General features: G+C 40.6%; 26 protein-coding genes and 2 pseudogenes. 12 read left to right on the top strand and 16 right to left on the bottom strand.

The annotated features are described in order from the left end of the window. Positions 1-126: 126 nt before the first annotated feature. The 6 genes from HT718_RS00730 (at position 127) to HT718_RS00705 (ending at position 5,121) form a co-directional block, all read left to right on the top strand. Positions 127-1,293: a site-specific integrase gene (locus HT718_RS00730; RefSeq protein WP_173266631.1), complete on the top strand. Its 1,167-nt coding sequence runs from the start codon at positions 127-129 to the stop codon at positions 1,291-1,293. 160 nt (positions 1,294-1,453) lie between these two features. Then, positions 1,454-2,398: a magnesium transporter CorA family protein gene (locus HT718_RS00725; protein ID WP_000815623.1), complete on the top strand. Its 945-nt coding sequence runs from the start codon at positions 1,454-1,456 to the stop codon at positions 2,396-2,398. Positions 2,399-2,409: 11 nt separating this feature from the next. After that, positions 2,410-3,087 carry a DUF1129 domain-containing protein gene (locus tag HT718_RS00720; protein ID WP_173266629.1) on the top strand — a complete coding sequence of 226 codons (678 nt, stop codon included), beginning with the start codon at positions 2,410-2,412 and terminating at the stop codon, positions 3,085-3,087. Positions 3,088-3,102: 15 nt separating this feature from the next. Further along, the gene (locus tag HT718_RS00715; RefSeq protein ID WP_173266627.1) at positions 3,103-3,450 is read left to right on the top strand and encodes a TfoX/Sxy family protein; all 348 of its coding nucleotides are present in this window, start codon (positions 3,103-3,105) and stop codon (positions 3,448-3,450) included. 267 nt (positions 3,451-3,717) lie between these two features. Next, positions 3,718-4,752 (top strand): S66 peptidase family protein, encoded by a 1,035-nt coding sequence (locus HT718_RS00710; RefSeq protein WP_173266625.1) that lies wholly within the window; start codon positions 3,718-3,720, stop codon positions 4,750-4,752. 105 nt (positions 4,753-4,857) lie between these two features. Continuing rightward, on the top strand, positions 4,858-5,121 hold the full coding sequence (locus HT718_RS00705; RefSeq protein ID WP_000166114.1) for a SemiSWEET family transporter: 264 nt from the start codon (positions 4,858-4,860) through the stop codon (positions 5,119-5,121). Between the two features lie 84 nt (positions 5,122-5,205). Here HT718_RS00705 and HT718_RS00700 read toward each other — a convergent pair. Further along, positions 5,206-5,637: pseudogene (locus HT718_RS00700) on the bottom strand (DNA-3-methyladenine glycosylase I); the annotation flags it as partial. A 549-nt stretch (positions 5,638-6,186) separates the two neighbouring features. On the opposite strand from HT718_RS00700, the gene HT718_RS00695 reads away from it, so the two are divergent. From HT718_RS00695 to msr(D), 3 genes are all read left to right on the top strand, one after another. Then, a complete protein-coding gene (locus tag HT718_RS00695; protein ID WP_000873143.1) occupies positions 6,187-6,357 on the top strand; it encodes a hypothetical protein in 171 nt (56 codons plus the stop codon). A gap of 385 nt (positions 6,358-6,742) precedes the next feature. Beyond that, a complete protein-coding gene (mef(A), locus tag HT718_RS00690) occupies positions 6,743-7,960 on the top strand; it encodes a macrolide efflux MFS transporter Mef(A) (protein WP_000417519.1) in 1,218 nt (405 codons plus the stop codon). A 20-nt stretch (positions 7,961-7,980) separates the two neighbouring features. Beyond that, complete coding sequence (gene msr(D), locus HT718_RS00685) at positions 7,981-9,444, top strand: ABC-F type ribosomal protection protein Msr(D) (protein WP_000420313.1); 1,464 nt, start codon at positions 7,981-7,983, stop codon at positions 9,442-9,444. Between the two features lie 117 nt (positions 9,445-9,561). On the opposite strand, the gene HT718_RS00680 is transcribed toward msr(D), so the two are convergent. From HT718_RS00680 to mutL, 7 genes and pseudogenes are all read right to left on the bottom strand, one after another. Next, positions 9,562-9,861 carry a DUF5960 family protein gene (locus HT718_RS00680; protein ID WP_001072467.1) on the bottom strand — a complete coding sequence of 100 codons (300 nt, stop codon included), beginning with the start codon at positions 9,859-9,861 and terminating at the stop codon, positions 9,562-9,564. After that, entirely contained in the window at positions 9,848-10,216 is a 369-nt protein-coding gene (locus tag HT718_RS00675; protein ID WP_000567222.1) for a hypothetical protein, read from the bottom strand. Before HT718_RS00675 ends, HT718_RS00680 begins: the two co-directional genes overlap by 14 nt. Before the next feature lie 12 nt (positions 10,217-10,228). After that, positions 10,229-10,564 (bottom strand): hypothetical protein, encoded by a 336-nt coding sequence (locus tag HT718_RS00670; protein WP_000806926.1) that lies wholly within the window; start codon positions 10,562-10,564, stop codon positions 10,229-10,231. Continuing rightward, positions 10,561-10,806, bottom strand: coding sequence for a hypothetical protein (locus HT718_RS00665; RefSeq protein WP_001813542.1), 246 nt, complete (start codon positions 10,804-10,806; stop codon positions 10,561-10,563). The genes HT718_RS00670 and HT718_RS00665 overlap by 4 nt, the downstream gene beginning before the upstream one ends. Before the next feature lie 187 nt (positions 10,807-10,993). Beyond that, a pseudogene (locus HT718_RS00660) lies at positions 10,994-11,179 on the bottom strand (DNA-3-methyladenine glycosylase I); the annotation flags it as partial. Positions 11,180-11,188: 9 nt separating this feature from the next. After that, positions 11,189-11,782, bottom strand: a complete 594-nt coding sequence (ruvA, locus tag HT718_RS00655) for a Holliday junction branch migration protein RuvA (protein WP_000273423.1) — start codon at positions 11,780-11,782, stop codon at positions 11,189-11,191. A 15-nt stretch (positions 11,783-11,797) separates the two neighbouring features. Continuing rightward, complete coding sequence (gene mutL / locus HT718_RS00650) at positions 11,798-13,747, bottom strand: DNA mismatch repair endonuclease MutL (RefSeq protein WP_033680827.1); 1,950 nt, start codon at positions 13,745-13,747, stop codon at positions 11,798-11,800. Between the two features lie 311 nt (positions 13,748-14,058). Between mutL and HT718_RS00645 the strand changes: the two genes are divergently transcribed. After that, on the top strand, positions 14,059-14,499 hold the full coding sequence (locus HT718_RS00645) for a LytTR family DNA-binding domain-containing protein (RefSeq protein WP_064276766.1): 441 nt from the start codon (positions 14,059-14,061) through the stop codon (positions 14,497-14,499). After that, a complete protein-coding gene (locus HT718_RS00640; protein ID WP_173266623.1) occupies positions 14,496-14,954 on the top strand; it encodes a DUF3021 domain-containing protein in 459 nt (152 codons plus the stop codon). Before HT718_RS00645 ends, HT718_RS00640 begins: the two co-directional genes overlap by 4 nt. A 47-nt stretch (positions 14,955-15,001) precedes the next feature. Here the strand turns inward: HT718_RS00640 and nrdI are convergent, their stop codons facing one another. The 5 genes from nrdI to HT718_RS00615 all read right to left on the bottom strand — a co-directional run bounded on the left by nrdI (position 15,002) and on the right by HT718_RS00615 (position 19,698). Then, positions 15,002-15,466, bottom strand: a complete 465-nt coding sequence (gene nrdI / locus HT718_RS00635; protein WP_173266621.1) for a class Ib ribonucleoside-diphosphate reductase assembly flavoprotein NrdI — start codon at positions 15,464-15,466, stop codon at positions 15,002-15,004. Positions 15,467-15,543: 77 nt separating this feature from the next. After that, the gene (locus tag HT718_RS00630) at positions 15,544-16,077 is read right to left on the bottom strand and encodes an ABC transporter permease (RefSeq protein WP_173266618.1); all 534 of its coding nucleotides are present in this window, start codon (positions 16,075-16,077) and stop codon (positions 15,544-15,546) included. 60 nt (positions 16,078-16,137) lie between these two features. Beyond that, positions 16,138-17,424, bottom strand: a complete 1,287-nt coding sequence (locus HT718_RS00625) for a response regulator transcription factor (RefSeq protein ID WP_173266616.1) — start codon at positions 17,422-17,424, stop codon at positions 16,138-16,140. A gap of 11 nt (positions 17,425-17,435) precedes the next feature. Continuing rightward, the gene (locus HT718_RS00620) at positions 17,436-19,106 is read right to left on the bottom strand and encodes a sensor histidine kinase (protein WP_345890251.1); all 1,671 of its coding nucleotides are present in this window, start codon (positions 19,104-19,106) and stop codon (positions 17,436-17,438) included. Continuing rightward, the gene (locus HT718_RS00615) at positions 19,084-19,698 is read right to left on the bottom strand and encodes a YesL family protein (protein ID WP_173266614.1); all 615 of its coding nucleotides are present in this window, start codon (positions 19,696-19,698) and stop codon (positions 19,084-19,086) included. The genes HT718_RS00620 and HT718_RS00615 overlap by 23 nt, the downstream gene beginning before the upstream one ends. Before the next feature lie 134 nt (positions 19,699-19,832). On the opposite strand from HT718_RS00615, the gene HT718_RS00610 reads away from it, so the two are divergent. Further along, positions 19,833-20,402 carry an MptD family putative ECF transporter S component gene (locus tag HT718_RS00610; protein WP_173266611.1) on the top strand — a complete coding sequence of 190 codons (570 nt, stop codon included), beginning with the start codon at positions 19,833-19,835 and terminating at the stop codon, positions 20,400-20,402. Between the two features lie 29 nt (positions 20,403-20,431). Here HT718_RS00610 and HT718_RS00605 read toward each other — a convergent pair whose 3' ends face one another. From HT718_RS00605 to HT718_RS00595, 3 genes are read right to left on the bottom strand one after another with little or no spacing between them, the layout of a single operon-like run. After that, on the bottom strand, positions 20,432-21,124 hold the full coding sequence (locus tag HT718_RS00605) for a methionine ABC transporter permease (protein WP_000444649.1): 693 nt from the start codon (positions 21,122-21,124) through the stop codon (positions 20,432-20,434). A 1-nt stretch (position 21,125) separates the two neighbouring features. Next, positions 21,126-22,187 carry a methionine ABC transporter ATP-binding protein gene (locus HT718_RS00600; protein ID WP_000085666.1) on the bottom strand — a complete coding sequence of 354 codons (1,062 nt, stop codon included), beginning with the start codon at positions 22,185-22,187 and terminating at the stop codon, positions 21,126-21,128. Continuing rightward, a complete protein-coding gene (locus HT718_RS00595) occupies positions 22,180-23,553 on the bottom strand; it encodes a M20/M25/M40 family metallo-hydrolase (protein ID WP_173266609.1) in 1,374 nt (457 codons plus the stop codon). Before HT718_RS00595 ends, HT718_RS00600 begins: the two co-directional genes overlap by 8 nt. Positions 23,554-23,574: the final 21 nt, after the last annotated feature.

The following is a 23,574-nucleotide window of genomic DNA, read 5'->3' as shown; positions in this document are numbered from 1 at the left end:
CTCTGGTATTATTTACCGTCTGACTCTTTAAAATCGAATACAGGGCAAACTATGAAGCCCTAGCATGATATAAAACCTTTTTGATAATGGCTTGCCTGCTGATGTATTTTAGAAAGGTTTATCATCATGAAAATAACAGAATACACCAAAAAAGACGGATCTACAGTCTATCGTGCTAATGTATATCTAGGAGTTGACCAGGTAACAGGAAAGAAAGTTAAAACTAAGGTAACGGGGCGGACACAAAAGGAAGTTAAGCAGAAAGCTACTCAAGAAAAAATTGCTTTTCAAAAAGCAGGATCTACTAGACAAAAGGCTAGCACCATAAAAAACTATCAAGAATTAGCCAATCTCTGGTTAGAAAGTTATAAGAATACGGTTAAGCCAAACACTCAAGGCAATGTTAGAAAGTTAATTGACAATCATATACTGCCTATTTTTGGGGCTTACAAGCTCGATAAGCTCACTACTCCACTTATCCAAAGCATAGTCAATAAACTTGCTGATAAAACGAATAGAGGGGAAAAAGGGGCTTTTCTACATTATGACAAGATACACGCTTTAAACAAACGTATCTTACAGTATGGCGTAACCATGCAAGCTATACCGTCCAATCCTGCGCGTGATGTTGTTTTACCTCGTAACACTCAGAAAGCAAAGCGCCAAAAGGTAAAACACTTTGAAAATCAAGAACTAAAAAAATTTCTTGGTTATCTCGATAATTTAGATACTCATAGATACCGTTATTACTATGAGACAACGCTCTATAAGTTCCTATTGGCTACTGGTTGCCGTATCAACGAAGCTTTAGCTCTTTCCTGGTCTGATATAGATTTAGATAATGCCGTGGTACATGTCACCAAAACACTAAATCGTGATTTAGAAATTAATAGCCCAAAATCTAAGGCTAGTCATCGGGATATAGATATAGATCAAGCGACTGTTAGCATGCTAAAACAGTACAAACTACGCCAAACTAAAGAGGCCTGGAAGATAGGACAACGTGAAAGCGTGGTATTTTCTGATTTTATTCATGAGTATCCTAGCAGTTCAAGACTTAAAAGAAGATTGCAAACACATTTTAAGCGTGCTGATGTTCCGAATATAGGTTTTCATGGTTTCCGTCACACTCACGCTAGTCTCTTGCTTAACTCTGGAATACCATACAAGGAACTCCAGTACCGCCTAGGTCATTCCACTTTATCAATGACCATGGATATATATAGCCACCTCTCAAAAGAGAACGCAAAAAAAGCAGTATCATTCTACGAAACTGCACTAAAAGCACTATAGGGGGAGCAAAAAGGGGAGCAAATTTAAAAATCAACATTTCAAGACAAAGTAAAAATCCAATAGCAACAAGATTTTTGTTAGATTTATTTTGAAAAAGGCCGATTTTGTAGTATAATAGTACGGTATGAAAAAATCTGAAAAATGATAAAGGATAAGGGATATGAAACAAGTTTTTCTCTCTACAACAACTGAATTTAAAGAGATCGATACGCTTGAACCGGGTACTTGGATCAATCTCGTCAATCCGACTCAAAATGAATCACTCGAAATTGCTAACGCCTTCGATATCGACATTGCCGACCTTCGAGCACCGCTCGATGCGGAAGAAATGTCTCGTATTACCATTGAAGACGAGTACACCCTGATTATCGTAGACGTGCCGGTCACAGAGGAAAGAAATAACCGCACCTACTACGTAACCATCCCGCTCGGTATTATCATCACCGAGGAAACCATTATCACTACGTGTTTGGAACCTCTACCAGTCCTCGATGTCTTTATCAACCGTCGCTTGCGTAATTTTTATACGTTCATGCGTTCGCGTTTCATCTTCCAGATTCTCTATCGCAATGCAGAGCTTTACCTAACAGCCCTTCGTTCGATTGACCGTAAGAGCGAACAAATCGAAAGTCAACTGCATCAATCAACTCGTAATGAAGAATTGATTGAGCTCATGGAATTGGAAAAAACCATCGTCTATTTCAAGGCCTCCCTCAAAACAAATGAGCGTGTGATTAAGAAATTGACCAGCTCAACCAGCAATATCAAGAAATACCTTGAGGACGAAGACCTGCTTGAAGATACCTTGATTGAAACCCAACAGGCCATCGAGATGGCAGACATTTATGGAAACGTCTTGCATTCTATGACAGAGACCTTCGCCTCTATCATTTCCAACAACCAGAACAACATCATGAAAACCTTGGCCCTTGTGACCATCGTCATGTCCATCCCAACCATGGTCTTTTCTGCCTACGGGATGAACTTTAAGGATAATGAAATCCCCCTAAACGGCGAGCCAAATGCCTTCTGGTTAATCGTCTTTATCGCCTTTGCTATGAGTGTCTCGCTCACTCTCTATCTCATCCATAAAAAATGGTTCTAAGAGGAGTTCCTATGTATCAGATTGATCTACAAAAATTAACTAAGAAAAACCAAGAGTTTGTCCATATCGCTACCCAACAATTCATCAAAGATGGAAAAACAGACGCTGAAATCAAAACTATTTTTGAGGAAGTCATTCCCCAAATCCTTGAGGAGCAAGCCAAAGGTACAACTGCTCGTTCCCTCTATGGCGCACCGACCCATTGGGCTCATAGTTTCACTGTCAAGGAACAATATGAAAAAGAGCATCCAAAAGAAAATGATGATCCAAAACTCATGATTATGGACTCAGCCCTTTTCATCACTAGCCTCTTTGCCCTCGTCAGCGCCCTCACAACCTTCTTCTCAGCAGATCAGGCTATCGGTTACGGTTTGATCACCCTCCTGCTAGTTGGACTGGTTGGTGGATTTGCCTTCTACTTGATGTACTACTTTGTTTACCAATACTACGGACCAGATATGGACCGCAGTCAACGTCCACCTTTCTGGAAATCTGTACTGGTTATCCTAGCTTCTATGTTCCTTTGGTTGCTTGTCTTCTTTGCAACAAGCTTCCTACCAGCTAGCCTTAACCCCGTACTTGCTCCATTGCCACTAGCTATTATCGGAGCAGCCCTCCTAGCCCTTCGCTTCTATCTCAAGAAACGCTTGAACATCCGCAGCGCAAGTGCAGGACCAACACGTTATTAAGAAAAGTGAAAAGCTATGGCATATAGTCAATCTTTAGCTAAGCAGATTCGAAAAATTCTAGCACTCAAACTTCCTCCCCAAATTTTCGAAGAAGAGTTAGAAGAAAAGAAACTGTTTGGTGGTCTGGCCTTTATGATTCGTGGGAAAATGGTCCTTACTGTCAGTTCCAGAAAGGACGAGCTGGTTATGGTGAGAATTGGCAAAGAAACGGAAAAGCAAGTTCTACCCCGAACAGGAGCTCATACCACATTGATGAGAGGGCGACCTTATCATGGCTATATAGACCTAGATAGCGAAGGTCAAAAAGAACTTCCTTACTGGATTGATTTAGCCCTCTCCTATAATCAAGAGTTGACCAAGTAACTCATATCTAGTGAGATTAGAAAAACGAAAAGCAACTGCACAGGCGGTTGCTTTTTCACTTGCTTTCTTGAGATTCAATAGTACTTCTGACTCTAATTCCTATAGTTTTCTCTCATCTTTTGTGATAGAATAGGCTCATACTCAATGAAAATCAAAGAGCAAACTAGGAAGCTAGCCGCAGGCTGTACTTGAGTACGGCAAGGCAAAGCTGACGTGGTTTGAATTTGATTTTCGAAGAGTATCAATCTATTTCTAGGAGGATGAGATATGGTTTCTACTGTTGGTATTGTTAGTTTATCTAGTGGCATTATCGGAGAAGACTTTGTCAAACACGAAGTGGACTTGGGTGTCCAACGTCTCAAGGACTTGGGACTCAATCCTATCTTTTTGCCCCATTCGTTAAAAGGCTTAGACTTTATCAAGGACCATCCTGAAGCCCGTGCGGAGGATTTGATGCAGGCCTTTTCGGACGATAGCATCGACATGATCCTATGCGCCATCGGTGGGGATGATACCTATCGTTTGTTGCCCTACCTTTTTGAAAATGACCAACTAGAAAAGGTTATCAAACAAAAGATTTTTCTTGGTTTCTCGGATACAACCATGAACCATCTCATGTTGCATAAACTAGGTGTTAAAACTTTTTATGGTCAATCCTTTTTAGCAGACATTTGTGAATTAGACAAGGAGATGTTACCCTATAGCTTTCACTACTTTAAAGAATTGATTGAGACTGGAAGAATTTCAGAAATCCGCCCCAGTGACGTTTGGTATGAGGAACGAACTGACTTCAGTCCCAAGGCTCTAGGAACACCTCGTGTCAGTCATGCAAACACTGGTTTTGAGTTGTTGCAAGGAAATGCCCAGTTCGAGGGAGAAATCCTCGGTGGGTGTCTCGAATCCCTCTACGATATCTTTGACAACTCTCGATACGCAGACAGCACGGAGCTCTGCCAAAAATACAAACTTTTCCCTGGCTTATCAGACTGGGAAGGAAAAATTCTCTTGCTAGAAACAAGCGAAGAAAAGCCTGAGCCGGAAGACTTCAAAAAGATGTTGCGAACTTTAAAGGACACTGGCATATTCGCGGTCATCAATGGACTCTTGGTCGGAAAACCTATGGATGAAACTTTCTATGACGACTATAAAGAGGCACTATTGGATATCATTGATAGCAATATCCCGATTGTCTATAATTTGAATGTCGGCCACGCAACTCCAAGAGCAATTGTCCCCTTCGGAGTTCACGCCTATGTAGATGCAAAGGAGCAAATCATTTGCTTTGACTATAACAAAAAATAAATAGTTTCTCTATTTTTGTGCTTTTGTATTCGTTTTCGTTACAATTTGTATCTGAATTTATTGCATTTCGCTAATTTCTATGATATCCTTTTGAAGGAGGTGTATATGACAAAACAAAAAATTAATCGAATCGTAGGTTCTATTGGTGCCTTTATTGGAATTATAGTATTTATTGCCTACATACCTCAAATTATCGCTAATTTACAGGGAAATAAAGCTCAACCATTTCAACCTTTATCAGCTGCTATATCTTGCTTAATCTGGGTTATTTATGGATGGACAAAGGAACCTAAGAAGGATTGGATACTAATCATTCCAAATTCAGCTGGTGTTATTTTAGGTGGAATCACTTTTTTGACTTCACTCTAACAAATCTAATAGTATATATAAAAAGCTGGGAAAAATTTCTCAGCTTTTTTCTATATTCTCAGATATGCTCGTTACCTGTACACACTAATGACCGCTTTTCCACTCACAATCATTCTCATGGTCATCAACTAGCCCTGCAGCCTGTAGAAAAGACAAGACAGCGACTGGTCCTGTGAACTTGAAGCCTCGTTTTTTGAGATCTTTGGCTAATTTCTCAGACAAAGGTGTTTTAGCTGGGGCTTGGCGGTAATCGGGAACATCGTTAACAATCGTTTTCCCCTCAACAAAAGACCAAAGATAGGCATCAAAAGAGCCATGGTCTTCCTGTAGTCGTAGAAAGGCTTGGGCGTTAGCGCGTGTAGCAAAAATCTTGGCTCTATTTCGGATGATGGCTGGATTATCCAGCAAGTCTTCCAATTCAGTATCGGTCATTTCTGCGACCGCTTGAATTTGATAGCCATAAAATGCTTCTCGGAAAGCTTGACGTTTGTTGAGCACCGTTTCCCAAGACAGACCATGTTGAGGCGGTAAGTTTGCTAGTCAAGGAGTAAAACGACGAAGATTAGCATTTACTTCCGCCCATGCGATAGCTGTCCGTGATTGACAAGTGCTAGCACGCAGACAGAACGGAGATAGCGAACCGCTGAGTGTGTCGCTCTGCTCGTAAAAGCTTAGAAACCTTTGAACGAAAGGGATAATGAAAGCCTTGATTGCAAGGCTTTTTGCTTTATGGTGGGTAAGTATCAGAGTGAGAAAATTTTTGGAATGAGTAGAAGTGATAGCTAGAAATTATCAGTTTCTATTTCCATTTACCCTGTGGGTACGTGTTTGTTTCCATTGACAAGGAGTTTGTGGGAATAGAAATGTACCCACCTTGTTTGAATCAAGTGAAGTGTAGTTGAAGGAAATCTGTTGAAAGCAATACTTCATTTTACCGAATAAGTAATAATTTAGGCAACTTCAAATCGATTAAAAAAAACTATTTTAAAGGTTAAGAGTAGACAAAAATTGTCCACTCTTTTTTGCAAACTCAATTTATCAATAAATGAAATGAGGGAATGTAAAATGAAATATTTTGAGGTTGAGTTAGAAAATCCTGATGAATTTTTAAAACTACAAACAGAAGATTTTGTGAAAGCTAATCGCTTGCTACTAAGGAAGATAATCCAGAGCGTTACAGTCTATGAAGAAAACTTCGTCATATCCTTTAAATCTGGCATCGAATTGGAAGTATGAGTCTCATTCCATAACTTTTATATTGAACATATCATCTTGTTGTGTTATACTATAAATTGATATAAACAAAGATGTAGGAGGAACCGAAACTATGACAGCCTCAATGCGTTTAAGATAAGCTGGCAATAAAAAAAGCAGAATCTATACCCGATGATAGGCTTTTTTGTTGTGCTTATTTATACGATATTGAGCATTCATTAGTTACGGTGAGGATATTGGTTATTTAACTATACCTTTATTTAACTATGTCTTTAATATGAATGTTTCCAAATTGTATGTATGCAGACCAAAAGCCACATTGTGGGGTTTGGCCTGCATTTTTTATTGCCTAGAATGCTATTCAAAATAGAAATTCAAGCAAAATAATATGCAGGAGATAATATAAATGGAAAAATACAACAATTGGAAACGAAAATTTTATGCAATATGGGCAGGGCAAGCAGTATCATTAATCACTAGTGCCATCCTGCAAATGGCGATTATTTTTTACCTTACAGAAAAAACAGGATCTGCGATGGTCTTGTCTATGGCTTCATTAGTAGGTTTTTTACCCTATGCGATTTTGGGACCTGCCATTGGTGTGCTAGTGGATCGTCATGATAGGAAGAAGATAATGATTGGTGCCGATTTAATTATCGCAGCAGCTGGTGCAGTGCTTGCTATTGTTGCATTCTGTATGGAGCTACCTGTCTGGATGATTATGATAGTATTGTTTATCCGTAGCATTGGAACAGCTTTTCATACCCCAGCACTCAATGCGGTTACACCACTTTTAGTACCAGAAGAACAGCTAACGAAATGCGCAGGCTATAGTCAGTCTTTGCAGTCTATAAGCTATATTGTTAGTCCGGCAGTTGCAGCACTCTTATACTCCGTTTGGGATTTAAATGCTATTATTGCCATCGACGTATTGGGTGCTGTGATTGCATCTATTACGGTAGCAATTGTACGTATACCTAAGCTGGGTAATCAAGTGCAAAGTTTAGAACCAAATTTCATAAGGGAGATGAAAGAAGGAGTTGTGGTTCTGAGACAAAACAAAGGATTGTTTGCCTTATTACTCTTAGGAACACTATATACTTTTGTTTATATGCCAATCAATGCACTATTTCCTTTAATAAGCATGGAACACTTTAATGGAACGCCTGTGCATATTTCTATTACGGAAATTTCCTTTGCATTTGGGATGCTAGCAGGAGGCTTATTATTAGGAAGATTAGGGGGCTTCGAAAAGCATGTATTACTAATAACAAGTTCATTTTTTATAATGGGGACCAGTTTAGCCGTTTCGGGAATACTTCCTCCAAATGGATTTGTAATATTCGTAGTTTGCTGTGCAATAATGGGGCTTTCGGTGCCATTTTATAGCGGTGTGCAAACAGCTCTTTTTCAGGAGAAAATTAAGCCTGAATATTTAGGACGTGTATTTTCTTTGATCGGAAGTATCATGTCACTTGCTATGCCAATTGGGTTAATTCTTTCTGGATTCTTTGCTGATAAAATCGGTGTAAATCATTGGTTTTTACTATCAGGTATTTTAATTATTGGCATTGCTATAGTTTGCCAAATGATAACTGAGGTTAGAAAATTAGATTTAAAATAAACAATATTGGAGGAAATGTTATGGAATTAATATTAAAAGCAAAAGACATTCGTGTGGAATTCAAAGGACGCGATGTTTTAGATATAAATGAATTAGAAGTATATGATTATGACCGTATTGGTTTAGTAGGAGCAAATGGTGCTGGAAAAAGCACTTTACTCAGGGTACTTTTAGGAGAATTAACTCCCCCAGGATGTAAAATGAATCGTCTGGGTGAACTTGCCTATATTCCCCAGTTGGACGAAGTAACTCTGCAGGAGGAAAAAGATTTTGCACTTGTAGGCAAGCTAGGTGTTGAGCAATTAAATATACAGACTATGAGCGGTGGTGAAGAAACAAGGCTTAAAATAGCACAGGCCTTATCGGCACAGGTTCATGGTATTTTAGCGGATGAACCTACGAGCCATTTAGACCGTGAAGGAATTGATTTTCTAATAGGACAGCTAAAATATTTTACAGGTGCACTGTTAGTTATTAGCCATGACCGCTATTTTCTTGATGAAATAGTAGATAAAATATGGGAACTGAAAGATGGCAAAATCACTGAGTATTGGGGAAACTATTCTGATTATCTTCGTCAGAAAGAGGAAGAACGTAAGAGCCAAGCTGCAGAATACGAACAATTTATTGCGGAACGTGCCCGATTGGAAAGGGCTGCGGAGGAAAAGCGAAAACAGGCTCGTAAAATAGAACAGAAGGCAAAAGGTTCTTCAAAGAAAAAAAGTACTGAAGACGGAGGGCGTTTAGCTCATCAAAAATCAATAGGAAGTAAGGAAAAAAAGATGTATAATGCTGCTAAAACCCTAGAGCACAGGATTGCGGCCTTAGGAAAAGTAGAAGCTCCGGAAGGCATTCGCAGAATTCGTTTCAGGCAAAGTAAAGCATTGGAGCTCCATAATCCATACCCTATAGTCGGTGCAGAAATTAATAAAGTATTTGGGGATAAGGCTCTGTTTGAAAATGCATCTTTTCAAATTCCGTTAGGAGCAAAAGTGGCGTTAACTGGTGGTAATGGAATCGGAAAAACAACTTTAATCCAAATGATCTTAAACCATGAAGAAGGAATTTCTATTTCGCCTAAGGCAAAAATAGGTTACTTTGCACAGAATGGTTACAAGTACAACAGTAATCAGAATGTTATGGAGTTTATGCAGAAGGATTGTGACTACAATATATCAGAAATTCGTTCAGTGCTAGCATCTATGGGGTTCAAACAGAACGATATTGGAAAAAGTTTATCTGTTTTAAGCGGTGGAGAAATTATAAAATTGTTGCTTGCTAAAATGCTCATGGGTAGATATAACATCCTAATAATGGATGAACCCAGTAACTTCCTTGACATACCAAGTTTAGAGGCTTTGGAAATACTAATGAAGGAGTACACCGGAACTATCGTGTTTATCACCCACGATAAACGATTACTCGAAAATGTAGCAGATGTAGTTTATGAAATTAGAGATAAGAAAATAAATCTGAAACATTAAATTTAAGGTAGTCGCTGGTCAGTATAGTCTGTTCTAGTTGGCGACTCCATTGTTAAAGAGTATAAAGACTTTAGATTTTATGAATATTAAAAATAGGAACAGTCAATTGAACTGCTCCTATTTTTCTGCTAAATATATTGTAGTTTTCTTATATGTATAATGATAGATTAGCGGATTCTCATCTACGGTACTTACTTCAAATATGAAGAAGTGATCGCGGTTATCTCTGGACTTTTCCTTATTGAGGACAAAGTAATTCTTACGTGAAGTCGCCATTGTTTTTAGGATATCATCAGTTAGGAAGGTCAATGGAATATTCATGTTAGAGTAGCGGTAGAAGTCACGTTCAAAATCTTGGTAGCTCTCGCTATAATAGTCCATTTGTAGGTGATTACGCTGAAACTCAAGCTGATTCATAGAGCACCTCCTCGACAAGTTCAATACTAATAATGTCTTTTAATTTCAAATTGATGTGACCTGTTGTAGTTTTTATCAAAATGAAATCTTTGGTCAGACTTGGTATTGTTCCAGTGTAGGAAACACGCTTGTTTTTTTCAATCACTTGAATGCGTGTGCGTAGCTGCCCGGCGTATACTTGACTGAGGAGTAATAATTTCTTCTCTAGTGATAAGTCAGACATGTACGTTACTTTGTTTGTATCATCAGAGAGTGCTGATGCATGTTCAGATAGGAAAAAGCCCATCCATTTTTGCATCTTTGTATCCTGGTACTCTCTTGCTGATTGAAATGGTAAATATGAACGGTCAATCATATCAAATCCTTTCTATGCAGAGGCAAGGGTATTTTTATCAAATTGAATCGTAAAACCTTGAATTCCCCCACCTGTGTAACATTCTTTAAAGCGATTGATTACCTCAGTATAGATTATCACAGATGAGCTTGTTGGCTTAATGCTAAATGTAAATTCCAATGGTAATCGGTTTTCAGATTTAGCATGTACTAGTCGTATCGATATTTCAGTTGTTTTGAGTTTTCTCTGACGAAGTTTTGAAGTTGCTGTTTCAACGATTCCATGTAAAAATCTTTCAAGCATTTCAATATCATTACATCCTTTGCTACGGATTTCTGAAAATTGTACTGTATTTTTTTCTTGTTTCATTTTAATCCCTCCAATCCACCCGCGGAATGACCACCGATAAGTTTACTGCGTTCAATATTTCTGGAACCTTCAGTTAGGACGGTTCCTTTTTGTATGGCTAAAAAACCAAACTGTTCTCTGACAACATCAATAGCTGTCTGAAGTCTATTATCTTTTTCAATTTGTTCTACATCATCAAAGAGTGATAGTAGAGTATAGCTTTCATCTACGAAGCCACTATAAGATACACCAATTTGTCTCACTGCACCAGAGGTGTATTTTTTCGGAATAATACAAGTACATGACTCACCATTGTTTTGGGGAGATTTGCGGGTTCAATTTTATTCTGAGCATTTATAGATTTTTTCATCTCAGTCCTAGAATAGCCAATATGAATAGAAACGACAGTAGTCAATACTAGGGCTACTGTTCCGTTCCACAGTATCATTTAAAAATCATTTTCACACCCTTTCGTCTATTAGTATAGAAGAAAGCTCTCAGCACAGCCTGATAGGTTTCCATACACAACAACTCAAACAATGCTTGGTCATCATGGAGGGGCTGACCCCACTCCTCATCATGATAGGCAATGTAGAGCGGATTGGTCATCTTGACCCACGAACAACGTTTTGTCATGCTCTACTCCTATTTGACCAACATTTTAAGGGCGGACTTGATATAGTTCTCAGCTGTATCTGTCGTTCCTTCAAAGAATTTCTTGATTTTCTTGAGCTCTGTTGCCTTGTAGCCCAGAGCCAACATGGCTTCCATGGCTTCTTCCAGTTCTTGGTTTTCAGCGCTAGCTTGTACTGCCACCTTAGCAGGAAGGTCATCTCCTGCAACTACTACCTTGCCTTCCAAGTCCAGCACCATCTGCTGGGCTGTTTTCTTGCCAATTTTAGGGAACTTGGTCAAGTAGGTGATGTTCTTGGTTTCGATGGCTTGAACCAAGCCAGCATTGTCATCAGCAGCGATAATAGCAAGAGCTGATACAGGACCAATCCCAGAGACCGAAATCAGACTAAGAAAGAGCTTTTTCTCATCTTCTGAGCGAAATCCATAAAGTAGATGGGCGTCCTCACGTACGACTTGATGCACATAAATTTGAGCTTCTTGATTGACCTGTCCTGAATAGGCATAAGGATTGGCCACATGCAAAATATAACCGATACCGTTGACTTCAAGAACAATGTATTTAGCAGTGATTTTGGTAATGATTCCTTTTAAATATTCGTACATAGTTTTCCTTTTAGTTTAATATTTCCCCAACTCACGGAGACTGGTGTGATTTTCCTGAATACGTCGGAACATCTTTTCCATATCCGACTTGGTAAAATGCACCAAAACAGGACGTCCGTGGGGACAGTTATAGGGATTGTCACATTGAGAAAGCTGATAGAGGAGTTGTCTAGCTGAATGATCATCAATACGATGATTGGCCTTGATAGACCGCTTGCAGGACATCATGATAGCCAACTCTGCTCGATATTTCTTGATAGAAACTTCCTTGGTCAAGAGTAGCATGTCGCACATTTCATAGATGCCTGACTCAATTTCCTCCTCTGCCATCCAAATAGGATGTTCACGCAGGATAAATTGATTTTCTCCGTACTCTGCTAGAAAGACGCCCACTTCCTCCAAATGTGTCATTCTTTCCTTGAGACGCAGAGCATCATCCGCAGGAAACTCAAAGATGTAAGGCACTAGAAGTTGCTGCTGGCTCTGGTCAACATCACCAATGCTTTCACGATACTCCTCGTACTTGACCCGTTCCTGCGCCGCATGTTGGTCTATGATGTAAAGTCCATCTCGCCCTTGGGCAAAGAGATAGGTTCCATGCATTTGCCCGAAAAATTCCAACTCTGGGAAGCTTGAAGATTCTTCTCGCTCCAGTTTGTCATAAGCCTTATCAAGACTAGCTAGGTCTAACTCCGGATGGTCTAATTGGTCATAGTTAGCAGGCTTTCTCTCTGCAAAATGCAGTTTTGCGGGCTTGGTCAGCTGGTCCAAGGTTTCCTTGGCAAATAAAGTTAAATCCTGTCCTTCATCAGTCAATTCTACCTGATAATCAGCCACCTCAGCTTGACTAGGTCTTGTCGGCTCAGTATTCTCATAGTAGAGCGTATTTTCTTTGAGTGGGAGAATGGTCTGCTCCACCTTCTCACGATTGCGCACGGTCGACTTGGCAAGATTTTCCAAGGCATCTGGTATCAAAGTTTGCTCCTTGAGACTGTTGGAAATAGCTTCTGAGACCAGGGTCATCAGTTCTTTTTCCTTGGAAATCCGCACCTCTTGCTTAGTCGGATGCACATTGACATCCGCTAGATAAGGATCGATATGGATGTGAATGACAGCCAGTGGAAAACGCCCCACCATGAGCTTACTGCCATAACCGTCAAGAATAGCACGATTGAGTAAAAAGTTCTTGATATAACGGCCATTGATGAAGAGACTGATATAATTGCGATTGGCCCGAGTTAACTCAGGCAAGGACACAAAACCTGAAATTTCGAAATCTAGGTCAGAATTCTCAATTTCAATCATCTTCTTGGCACTCGCCAAACCGTAAATCCCTGCAATAGCTTGACGCAGTTGACCAGTCCCAGCTGTCCGCGTCATTTCCTTGCCATCACTAATCAAGCTGAAAGAAATCTCAGGATGGGCCAAGCCCAGACGGTTGACAATATCAATGATATGAGACAGCTCCGCTTGCTGGCTCTTCATATACTTGAGGCGGGCAGGCGTGTTGAAAAAGAGGTCCTCCACACAAACCTTGGTTCCCACAGGACTGGTCGCTGGGATAATTTCTTCTACTTCTCCCCCACGTGCGACGAGCTTAGTCCCGTGACTTGCGCCATCCACCGTAGTCAAAAGAGTTAAGACACTAACAGACGCTATAGAAGGTAGGGCTTCACCACGAAAACCAAGCGTCCGAATCCGAAAGAGATCTGCTTGATTTTTTATCTTACTGGTCGCATGGCGACGCAGGGCCAATTCCACCTCATCGTGAGCAATTCCATGACCATTATCTGTGATTTGAATCTTCTTGAGACCAGCTTCCTCAATCTCAATGATAATCTGACTAGAGCCAGCATCAATGGCATTTTCTACCAACTCTTTGACCACACTGGCAGGACGTTCAATGACCTCCCCAGCTGCAATCTGGTTTGCCAGCACCTCTGGCAATTCAATAATATGAGACATCTTTCAGCCCCTTTCTGTATCTATTTTCCTAGAAATTGATTAGTGCTATTATACCATATTTCAGAAAGGACAGAAAAGCAAGCACCACATAGGAGCCAAATCCCTCCACATAAACAAAGTCCCTTGCCAGGGGGCATAAAATAGTGGTATACTCAATAAAAATCAAAGAGCAAACTAGAAAGCTAGGCGCAGACAGTACTTTAGTACGGCAAGACGACGCTGACGTGGTTTGAATTTGATTTTTGAAGAGTATTAATAAAGATGTACAAGAAGTGAGATTAATTTTGTATGAAAAACAAGGAGAGAAATTTATGAAAGTAGAACTACAGATTAGTGAAACTTACAAGGAGGAAAAGCTGATTGTCCAAGCACCTCAAGAGACCGATAAAATCCAGAAAGTCATCGAGTTCGCAGAAAATCTGGACCAAAAAGAAACAATCAAAGGAAAGATTGATGATCAGGTCTATCTCGTTAAGATTGGTAAGATACAACGCTTCTATATCGAGAATCGGAAGGTTCTAGCAGAAACTGCGAGTCAGACCTACAACATTGATTTGCGACTCTATCAAGTTCTTGAACTCTTGCCAAGCAATTTTATCCAAATTTCCCAATCAGAAATCATCAATATCAACTCCATCTCTCATCTCAAGCTAACCCCAAACGGTCTGGTAGAAATTTTCTTGAAAAACGAAAGCTTCACCTACTCTTCACGCCGTTACCTAAAAACCATCAAGGAGAAATTAGAACTATGAAAAAACAAATCTTCCACGACGCAACTGCTGGTGTACTCATCGGTCTCATCCTCTCTATCATCTTTTCACTCATTTACGCACCAAATACCTACGCACCACTAAACCCCTACTCTATCATCGGCCAAGTGATGGCTCAGCATCAGGTTCACGGTGCCTTGGTCTTGCTCTACTGCACACTTATCTGGGCAGCCATCGGTATTCTCTTCAACTTTGGTAAACGATTATTCAGCCGTGACTGGAGCATGCTCCGTGCAACTCTGACCCATTTCTTCCTTATGCTAGTAGGCTTTATCCCATTAGCAACCCTAGCAGGTTGGTTCCCTTTCCACTGGAATTTCTACCTCCAGCTCATTATCGAGTTTGCGATTGTCTACCTCATCATTTGGACTATTTCCTATAAAAGAGCATCAAAAAAAGTAGACCATATCAATCAACTCTTGGAGCATAGAAAGTAAGAGTTCTGACAAAACTGCCTAGGATAGTAAAAAAGCTAAGCCTAAGCTTAACTTTCCAACTCATACAAATCTGCAATAATTGCTGCAACACGTTTGATATCTCCCAGCATGCCTCGCATTTCAAAATCGGCTAATACAGGGAAACCAAAACGTTGACTGTATTGCTTAGCTGTCAGGCAGTATTGGTTATTAAAGTTACGATTTCCTGAACCAACCACACCAAAACACTTACTAGCATTATCACCATAGGCGATAAAATCCCCCACTGGTGTCGTCAAAATCTCAACATCTCCATTATCCACGCCATTCCCACCTTCGAGGTAGGTTGGCAAAAAAGCGACATAGGGATGGACCATTTCATAGAAATCTTGGCCTTCCTTGACCAAATCCTTGATATGAATCTTTTGGACCTCAATTCCCTCGTACTGGGATAAGAGATAGTCTTTCAAGCGTGTCACAAAACTTTCAGTATTGCCACTCAGACTAATATAAACTAAAGAAATTGTCTTCATATATACCTCCATGATTTTATGTATAATCGAAAAATAACTACCAAGATTGTAACTTGATAGTTATTTTTTGTCAATACTTAGGCAAGTTCTTCTGTTTCCTCTTCTTCCGCCAAGGCTTTCTGCTGACGCCACATCTTATAGAAGACAAGGGCTAGGAAGAGAACATTGATGACGATATAGAGAATGCTAACGGCTTGTGAAATAACACTTATCCCTAAACGCATGGTCTCATCATGAACTAACTGCACAGCGTCTTGTAAAGTCACATAGCTATAAATCGAACCAATAATAGCTAGCAAAACATAGCCAACGTAAATATAGTTTGCATATTGCAAATTTTTACGAATAAGGAAGACAATCGCTACTACAACTAAAATAGCAGATAGTACAATCAAGGCCATATTAAAAATAGAATGAGATGATTCTGCTACTCTATAGGTGTAATTGATGTTGTCTTCTAATTGCTGGGCACTAAGTCCTGCAACATGTGACTGTTTAGCACGAAGGACTTCTTTGCTAGGCAAGGGACTCAACATTCCAAACAGAGACATAGCTGAAATAAGAGCAGACAAGATTAGCAAGACCCATAGATAAATTGGTTTCTTTTTCATGATAGAACCTCCTGATATTATTATTGATATTATAGCACTTTTTGTAAAGGGATACAAATATTATAGTGTAGTTTCTACCTGTTTTCGGTAGGCTTTTGGCGATTTTCCGCACAATTTTCGGAACACTTTATAGAAATATCCAACATTACTGTAACCAACAGCATAACAAATATCTTCGATGCTGTCACTAGTTGAAAGCAAAAGTTGTTGGGCAGCCTTAATACGTTGTTTATTTAGCAACTCAGCGAAGGTCGAATTGGTTTCACGCTTAATCAACTGCCCCAGATAGACAGGATTGATAAAAAGATCCTTACTGATATCCTTGAGGGAAAGTTCCTTCTGATAGTCACGACCAATAACTTCTAGCACACTAACCACATTTTCATTCATTCGATATTGCCCAAAGAATCGAGTCAGAGTTTCCTTGATATAAGGAACCAATTCATCGAAGGTTTGAATAGCATGAATGGTTTTGACAATGTCCGTCATATCATCAGCTTTGAGATGTTCAAACAAATGAAAGACATCCATGACAAACTGGATAAAAAGCTGTTTGGTAATCGGAACACGCGGCGTATTTTCAAGAACCACCTTCTCCAAGAGATTTAACTCTTCTACGATTTGATTGAGATTTCCCTGAATGATAACCCTATAAATCGGTTCGTAATAGGTAAAGAGACTCTCAGACTGTTGTAGATTTACAGAGCCGTAAAAGAGGGCTTTCTCAGCATTCAGCTTCCAGCGTTCAAAGTGTTCTTGATAAGGAGCTTCAAAGGGAGTAACGACTAAACCATCTAGAGGTTGGTCAGAAATGAAAATCTGCCAGTCTTGACCCAATACATAGTAGGGAATGGTGAAAGAACCTTGTTTTTCCTTGGATAGGCCTATCCACCAATTCTCCTCACCTCCTAAATAACTGACAAATCCAGCCTCATCTAAATCTTGACTGAGAGTCTGACTTTTCTTTCCTCTCTCGCCGAGCTGACCCGCAATCTTCTCTAGCAGATTACCCAACTCTACCTTATCAACAGGCTTGACCAGATAATCCACAACACTAAGATTCATGGCTCTTTTTACATAATCAAACTCCTGATAACCCGAGAGAAGGATATAGGCAATATCTGGTAAGATTTCTTTCATCTCCCGAATCATATCAAGCCCTGTTTTATCGGGCATATTGACATCTGAAATGATGACATCGACAGGATTTTCCTGAACATATTCTAGGGCTTCATCGGCATGACTGGCTGTTGCGACGACCTCCATATCCCACTTATCAAAGGGAATCAAACGTTTCAGACCTTCTGTCACCATGTACTCATCATCTACTAATAATACTTTATACATTTTCTCCCTTTCTACTCATCTTGAATTGTAATACGATACTGAACACCTGCTTGCTCCGCAGACTCTATAGTAATGGCATAGCGGTCCCCAAAATAGAGCACAAAACGCTCATGGACATTGACAATCCCGATAGACTGCTTTTGATCACTGTAACTGGCTTGGTGTTCAAAATGTCTCTGCCTTAATTTTTCTCGGATATTTGCCAGTTTTTCAGCCGACATACCACGGCCATTATCGACCACTAAAATTTCCACAAAACCATCCTGTTTAAGAGCCTTGATACTAATCACATTATCTGTCCGTCTATGGTCAACACCATGCGCGAAATAGTTTTCTACCAGCGGTTGCAAGGTAAACTTAGGAATTTTCATATTCTCTAGCTCTGGGTCTATCTTGAAACCATAGGCAATGGACTTGGGATAGCGAACCATGCAGAGATAGCTGTATTTACGACAAAATTCTAATTCCTGTTTGAGAAGAGTTTCTCTTTCGTCGGAAATATTGTTACGCAAGAGACTACTGAACTCATAAATGATATCTGCCAACTCATCTTGACTCTGCATGACTGCATACATGCGCAAGAACTCCAGCGTATTATACATAAAATGAGGATTGATTTGAGCCTGTAAGGCTCGCATATTGGCATCTTTTTGACTAAGCTCTAACTGATAAATATCATGGATATTCTTTTCCAAGCGATCCAACATATCATTGGTGGTCTCTGCGATTAGGAGCAATTCCTGATCCTTTTCAAGCGTATCAATGCGAAGACCTTCTTGTCCTTGGGCAATAGCTTGGATGGAATCCACCAAATCCACTACCTGCTTTTGATAATTGGCAAAGGTCTGACTCAAAGTCAGATAGAGAATAACAATAAAGAGCATGCTCAAGCCCACAATCAAAGCCGAGCTGGTCACCGTTCCTTGTAAAACAAAATTTTTGGGAACTGCCACCTGAACCTGATAGCCATGAGAGGTCACACCGACAAACCAGTTCTCATGTTCCCTATTGACCCTCTCACCAATATGAAAAATCTCCGTATCAAATGGTGATGTCACAGTAACAGCCATCGGAATATGACCTCGGGTATTGTCAATAGCATGATATAAAACTTCTGGATCCAAGGAGATGTATACCACTCCTATAGACTGATCCGTTGCTGGGTCCAGAACTGGAATTCCAAAACTATTGACCTCTGGTTTAAAGGCCTCAGCAGGCAAGATATGACCACTTCTTTTATCCCTTGTTGACACATAAACTTCTTTAAAATCCTGCAAGACGATTGCAACACCCGTTATAGAGTCATTTTGGACATAAAGATCATCAATGTTTTCATACAGAGAAATAGAAGTTGACGAAGCTGCTTGATGCTCCAACAGCCAATAAAAATACTCAGAAGTTGACAAGCTAAAGTACTTATAAATCCCTTGTATCCGTTCTTGATTGGCTACTAAATCTTGCGCCAGTTGGGCTGACTCCCGATAATAATACTCCACCTCATCGACTGTTCGAGTGGTTACACGTTGGGCTACTCTTTGAGCTTCCTTTTCCCGTGAATCCCAGTCAGCGTAAGAGAGTAAGATTGCAAAACTCGCAATAATAATCATCATAACTGAACTGTAGGTTCTTAGAAGCGTATGTAGCCAAAACTGCTTCATTCTATCTTGTCGCCAATTTTTCATGGATACTTTCATAGACCGGTTCCAACATATCACTGATAAAGAAATGCCACATCCCAATTCCTACAAAGAAAAGTAGGGCAGGCATATAGTAACCAATTGCCACAAGTAGCACTGTCCCAAGGAGAACCTTGGCCACAGCCGCTAAGCTCATAAAGATGCCAATCAAGGATAGTTTGAGACTATTTCGATAGGACAAATCAAAATAAACTTGTAATTTCAAAGACACTGTATAGGCCAAAAAGATCAGGGCAACTACTAGGACATTCAAAAAGGTCGCAATCAAATGAATAATAGTCTGATGAGGCAATTGCACCAAGAGATACAGGCCATAGACCAAAACTAGATCCACCCCTAAAAAGCTATAGAAAATCAGGTTGCTTGAGACGAAATTTTGCTTATAGAGAGACCACGCCTCCTTCAAACTGTATTCCCGAAAGCTATAACCATGTTCTGCATATAGGCTCATCAAGGTGGCACTAGCCGGCGCTAGACCAAGGATAATCCCTCCTGCTAAAGTTAATAGCCAAAAGAAGGCTGTCGCAATCATCCCTAAAAAGAAACGATTAAAGACAAAGTCTAAAAATCTCCCCATGATATCCTCCTAAAAATAACTATGAAACTATTATATCATATTTCAAGCGTTTTCAAAAACTTCTAGTATCCATTTACAATCCCATCAAACCATGGTAAAATGAGAATTGTGAAAAAATTATCAGGAGACAATTCATGAAGAAATCTATCTTAACTACACTGCTTTTTGCAGTTCTTTACTTCCTCTGCATGGGGATTGGTGTCCTTTTGGGCAATCTCTTTGACCAAACTGGAAACATGTTTTATGCGCCTGCTTTTACTGCCCTTGTCGGCGGTAGCGTCTATATGATCCTAGTCGCAAAAGTTCCGCGCTTTGGAGCCATTACCACTATCGGCCTTGTCATTGCTCTCTTTTTCTTGGGAACTAAACACGGTGCCGGTGCCTTCCTTCCTGGAATTATCTGTGGCCTCCTGGCAGATGGAGTAGCTAGCCTCGGAAAATACAAGGACCAAACAAAGAACCTCCTTTCTTTCCTTATTTTTGCCTTTAGCACATCAGGACCAATCTTGCTTATGTGGATTGCGCCCAAAGCCTATATGGCAACCCTTCTAGCAAGAGGAAAATCCCAAGAATATATCGACCGTATCATGGTCGCGCCAAACCCTGGAACCATCCTTCTATTTATAGCAAGTATTGTCATCGGAGCCCTAGTGGGTGCCTTGATTGGACAAGCCTTGAGTAAAAAATTGGCACAGAAAATCTGATTACTAAAAAAGAGCCACACGGCTCTTTTTTATTTATGGCTCAATTTCTTGGTCAAGAAATCTCCCAAGAATTGGATTGTAAAGATAATCAAAATGATAATAATGGTTGCCAAAATCGTCACATCGTGATTGTAGCGGTTAAATCCATAAGCGATAGCTACGTTACCGATACCACCAGCTCCAACCGCACCAGCCATAGCTGTTTCTCCAACAAGAGAAATCAAGGTTACAGTCGTCACACGAATCAAATCTGGAAGACCTTCTGATAGGTAAACACCTACGATATCCCAGAATGTCGCTCCACTCGCTTGAGCCGCCTCAATGACACCGCCATCCAGTTCAGCTAAGACCACCTGCACCTGACGGGCAAAGAAGGCAAAGACCGCAAAAGATAGGGGTACGATAGCCGCATTTGGTCCGATACTTGTTCCTACGATTAGATGAGAGAAGGGTGACAAGACTGCCAAGAGGATGATAAAAGGAACCGCACGGAAAATAGAGGTAATCTTATCCAAAATCCAGAAAACGACTTTATTTTCCAAAACACCGCCTGGCGCTGTCAAGACAAGGAAGAGACCTGCTACCAACCCCAAGAAACCTCCGATGATAAAGGAAAGAACTGTCATATAAAGAGTTAGGTAGATGGCTGTTCCCCAGCCTGCTTGACCAGCCCAGCCCATTTTATAGACATTTGGTAAATAGGTTTGAATCAATGATTCCATCTTACTGTCCTCCCTTCAATACTTTTAGCTGTACGCCTGCTTGACGAATAGCCTCTTGGGCACCTGCTAGCGCTGCTTTTTCACCTGACAAGACCACCACCAATTCTCCAACAGGAGTACCATCGAGGATTTCAATATTTCCATAGAGGATATTAGCCGTTACTTGATAATGCTTGTACAATTCATTCAAAAGTGGCTCGTCTGTTGAAGCACCTGCATACTTGAGTTGCACTAAAAGACTGTTTTCAGACAAGTGTTCCACGATTTCTTGCTTCTCGATTTTGACCATGGCTTCGTCAATACCTGTAGCTGTTGAGATAAAGTCTTGAGTCAAAGGTTGTTTAGGATCTGAGAAGATTTCAAGAACACTACCCTCTTCAATCAAATGCCCATCCTGCATAACTGCTACACGGTTGGCGATGTCTTTGACAATCTGCATTTCATGCGTAATCAAGACAACCGTCAAGCCTAATTTTTGGTTCAAATCTTGCAACAAGGCCAAAATCTGCTTGGTTGTCTTAGGGTCAAGGGCAGAAGTTGACTCATCTGAAATCAAGATTTTTGGATCATTGGCCAAGGCACGCGCAATGGCCACACGCTGTTTTTGCCCTCCAGATAGTTGTGAAGGGTAGTTTTCAGCACGGTCTGCCAAGCCAACCAAGTCCAACAACTTGGCTACTTTAGCCTTCTTTTCTTCCTTGCTGAGTCCAGAATGTTTGAGGGCAAAAGCTACATTCTCCTCTGCTGTCTTTTGGCTCATCAGGTTAAAATGCTGGAAAATCATTCCAATATCTTGACGTTTACGACGCAACTGCTCTGCCGTCAAGGTCACCTTGCCATCAAAAATCACATCGTCGTCAATGGTAATTTTGCCTGCAGATGGTTTTTGCAAGAGGTTAATCACCCGTACAAGGGTTGATTTCCCTGCTCCAGAATATCCAACGATTCCGTAGATATCCCCTTCTTGGATGTGAATGGTCACATCCTTGACCGCTGTGATGGTTCTCTTCTTCTGATGAAAAGTCACATCGATCTGATCTAACTTGATAATATCTCTACTCATAGCTTCTAATCAGCTCCTCTACTAATTCAATATGGGTGTAATAATCGGCGATTCGCACGTTCTCATCTCCACCGTGGTCTCGGCTGTTGGCATTTCCTAGACCGAAGGCCACCATTGGCACCTCTAGGGCATCAAAGACCGTATGCATAGGCCCTGTCCCCGCTGTAGTTGGCAAGACTGAAACGCCCTGTGGATAGAATTTCTTGGCCAACTCGATTACATTGAGAATGGCTGGCGCGCTCATATCGCTTCGATAGCTCATCTCTCCCAAGGTATAGTATAATTCTACCTTATCAAAGCCATTTTTGTCTAGCTGTTTCCGAATTTTTTCCAGAACATCATGCGGTTCTAGACCAGGAACCAAACGAACCTCTAGCTTAGCACTAGCTTCTGCTGGCAAAATCGTTTTGACTCCTTGTCCTTGATAACCTGACTGGATCCCCTCGATATTAAGAGCTGGCTCGAAAAAGAAACGTTTTAGAAAGGCTGCACGCTCCTCTTGTAAAAGAGGCAATTCCAAACCATAAATCTGGCTGATTTCCCCTGGATTGCGTTGAGCATAAGTATCCACCAAGGCCAATTCACGTTCATTTGGCTCTTGTACCTCTTCGTACAAGCCTTCAACCAAGATACGGCCATCTGCAGCGCGAAGAGACTGTAAGGCTTGAAGGAGATACCAAGGAGCTGATTCTACAACCCCACCATAACTAGAGTGGATATCCACATCAGCACTTTTTACCTTGGCATCAAAGGTCACAATACCCTTGTTTCCACCAGAAATTTCCAGCTGTTCCAAGGCATTTTTGGTCCCTTGTTCCCAGACCAACAAATCTGCGCCACGGAGTTTATCCGCATGTTTTTCCAGATACTTATCTAGATCTGTCGAAGCCGATTCCTCCGCTCCCTCCATGATAAAACTGATATTGACAGGCAGGTCATCGTGGTGCTGCATGTATTTTCTCAAAGCACTCAAACGAGCTGTGATATGACCCTTATCATCGTCAACCCCACGCCCATACATGAAGCCATTGCGCACTGAAAGAGTAAAGGGATCCTCTGTCCACACCTGATCCCCATCCGCTGGCACAGTGTCATAGTGGTTATAGAAAATTAGGGTCTTGGCATCTGGACGCGAACTCTTGAAATGCGCCATGACAAAAGGCGCCGTGTAAGTCTCATCAATCTCCACTTCAGCCCCAACACGCTTAAAAATCTCACCCAGATAGTTTGCGACTTCCTTAAGTCCAACCTGCTGGGCAAAGACCGATTTCTTAGAAATCAAGGTACGCAAAACCTCAAAATAGTGCTGGGCTACATGATCCTTTTCAAATTTTTCAATCTGTTCTTGTTCGCTAGGAAAAACCATATTCTCTCTACCTTTCTATGA

The organism is Streptococcus sp. 714, from assembly GCF_013277115.1.
In the GTDB taxonomy this organism is placed as follows: Bacteria; Bacillota; Bacilli; order Lactobacillales; family Streptococcaceae; genus Streptococcus.
This window is presented reverse-complemented; position numbering and strand designations above follow the sequence as displayed.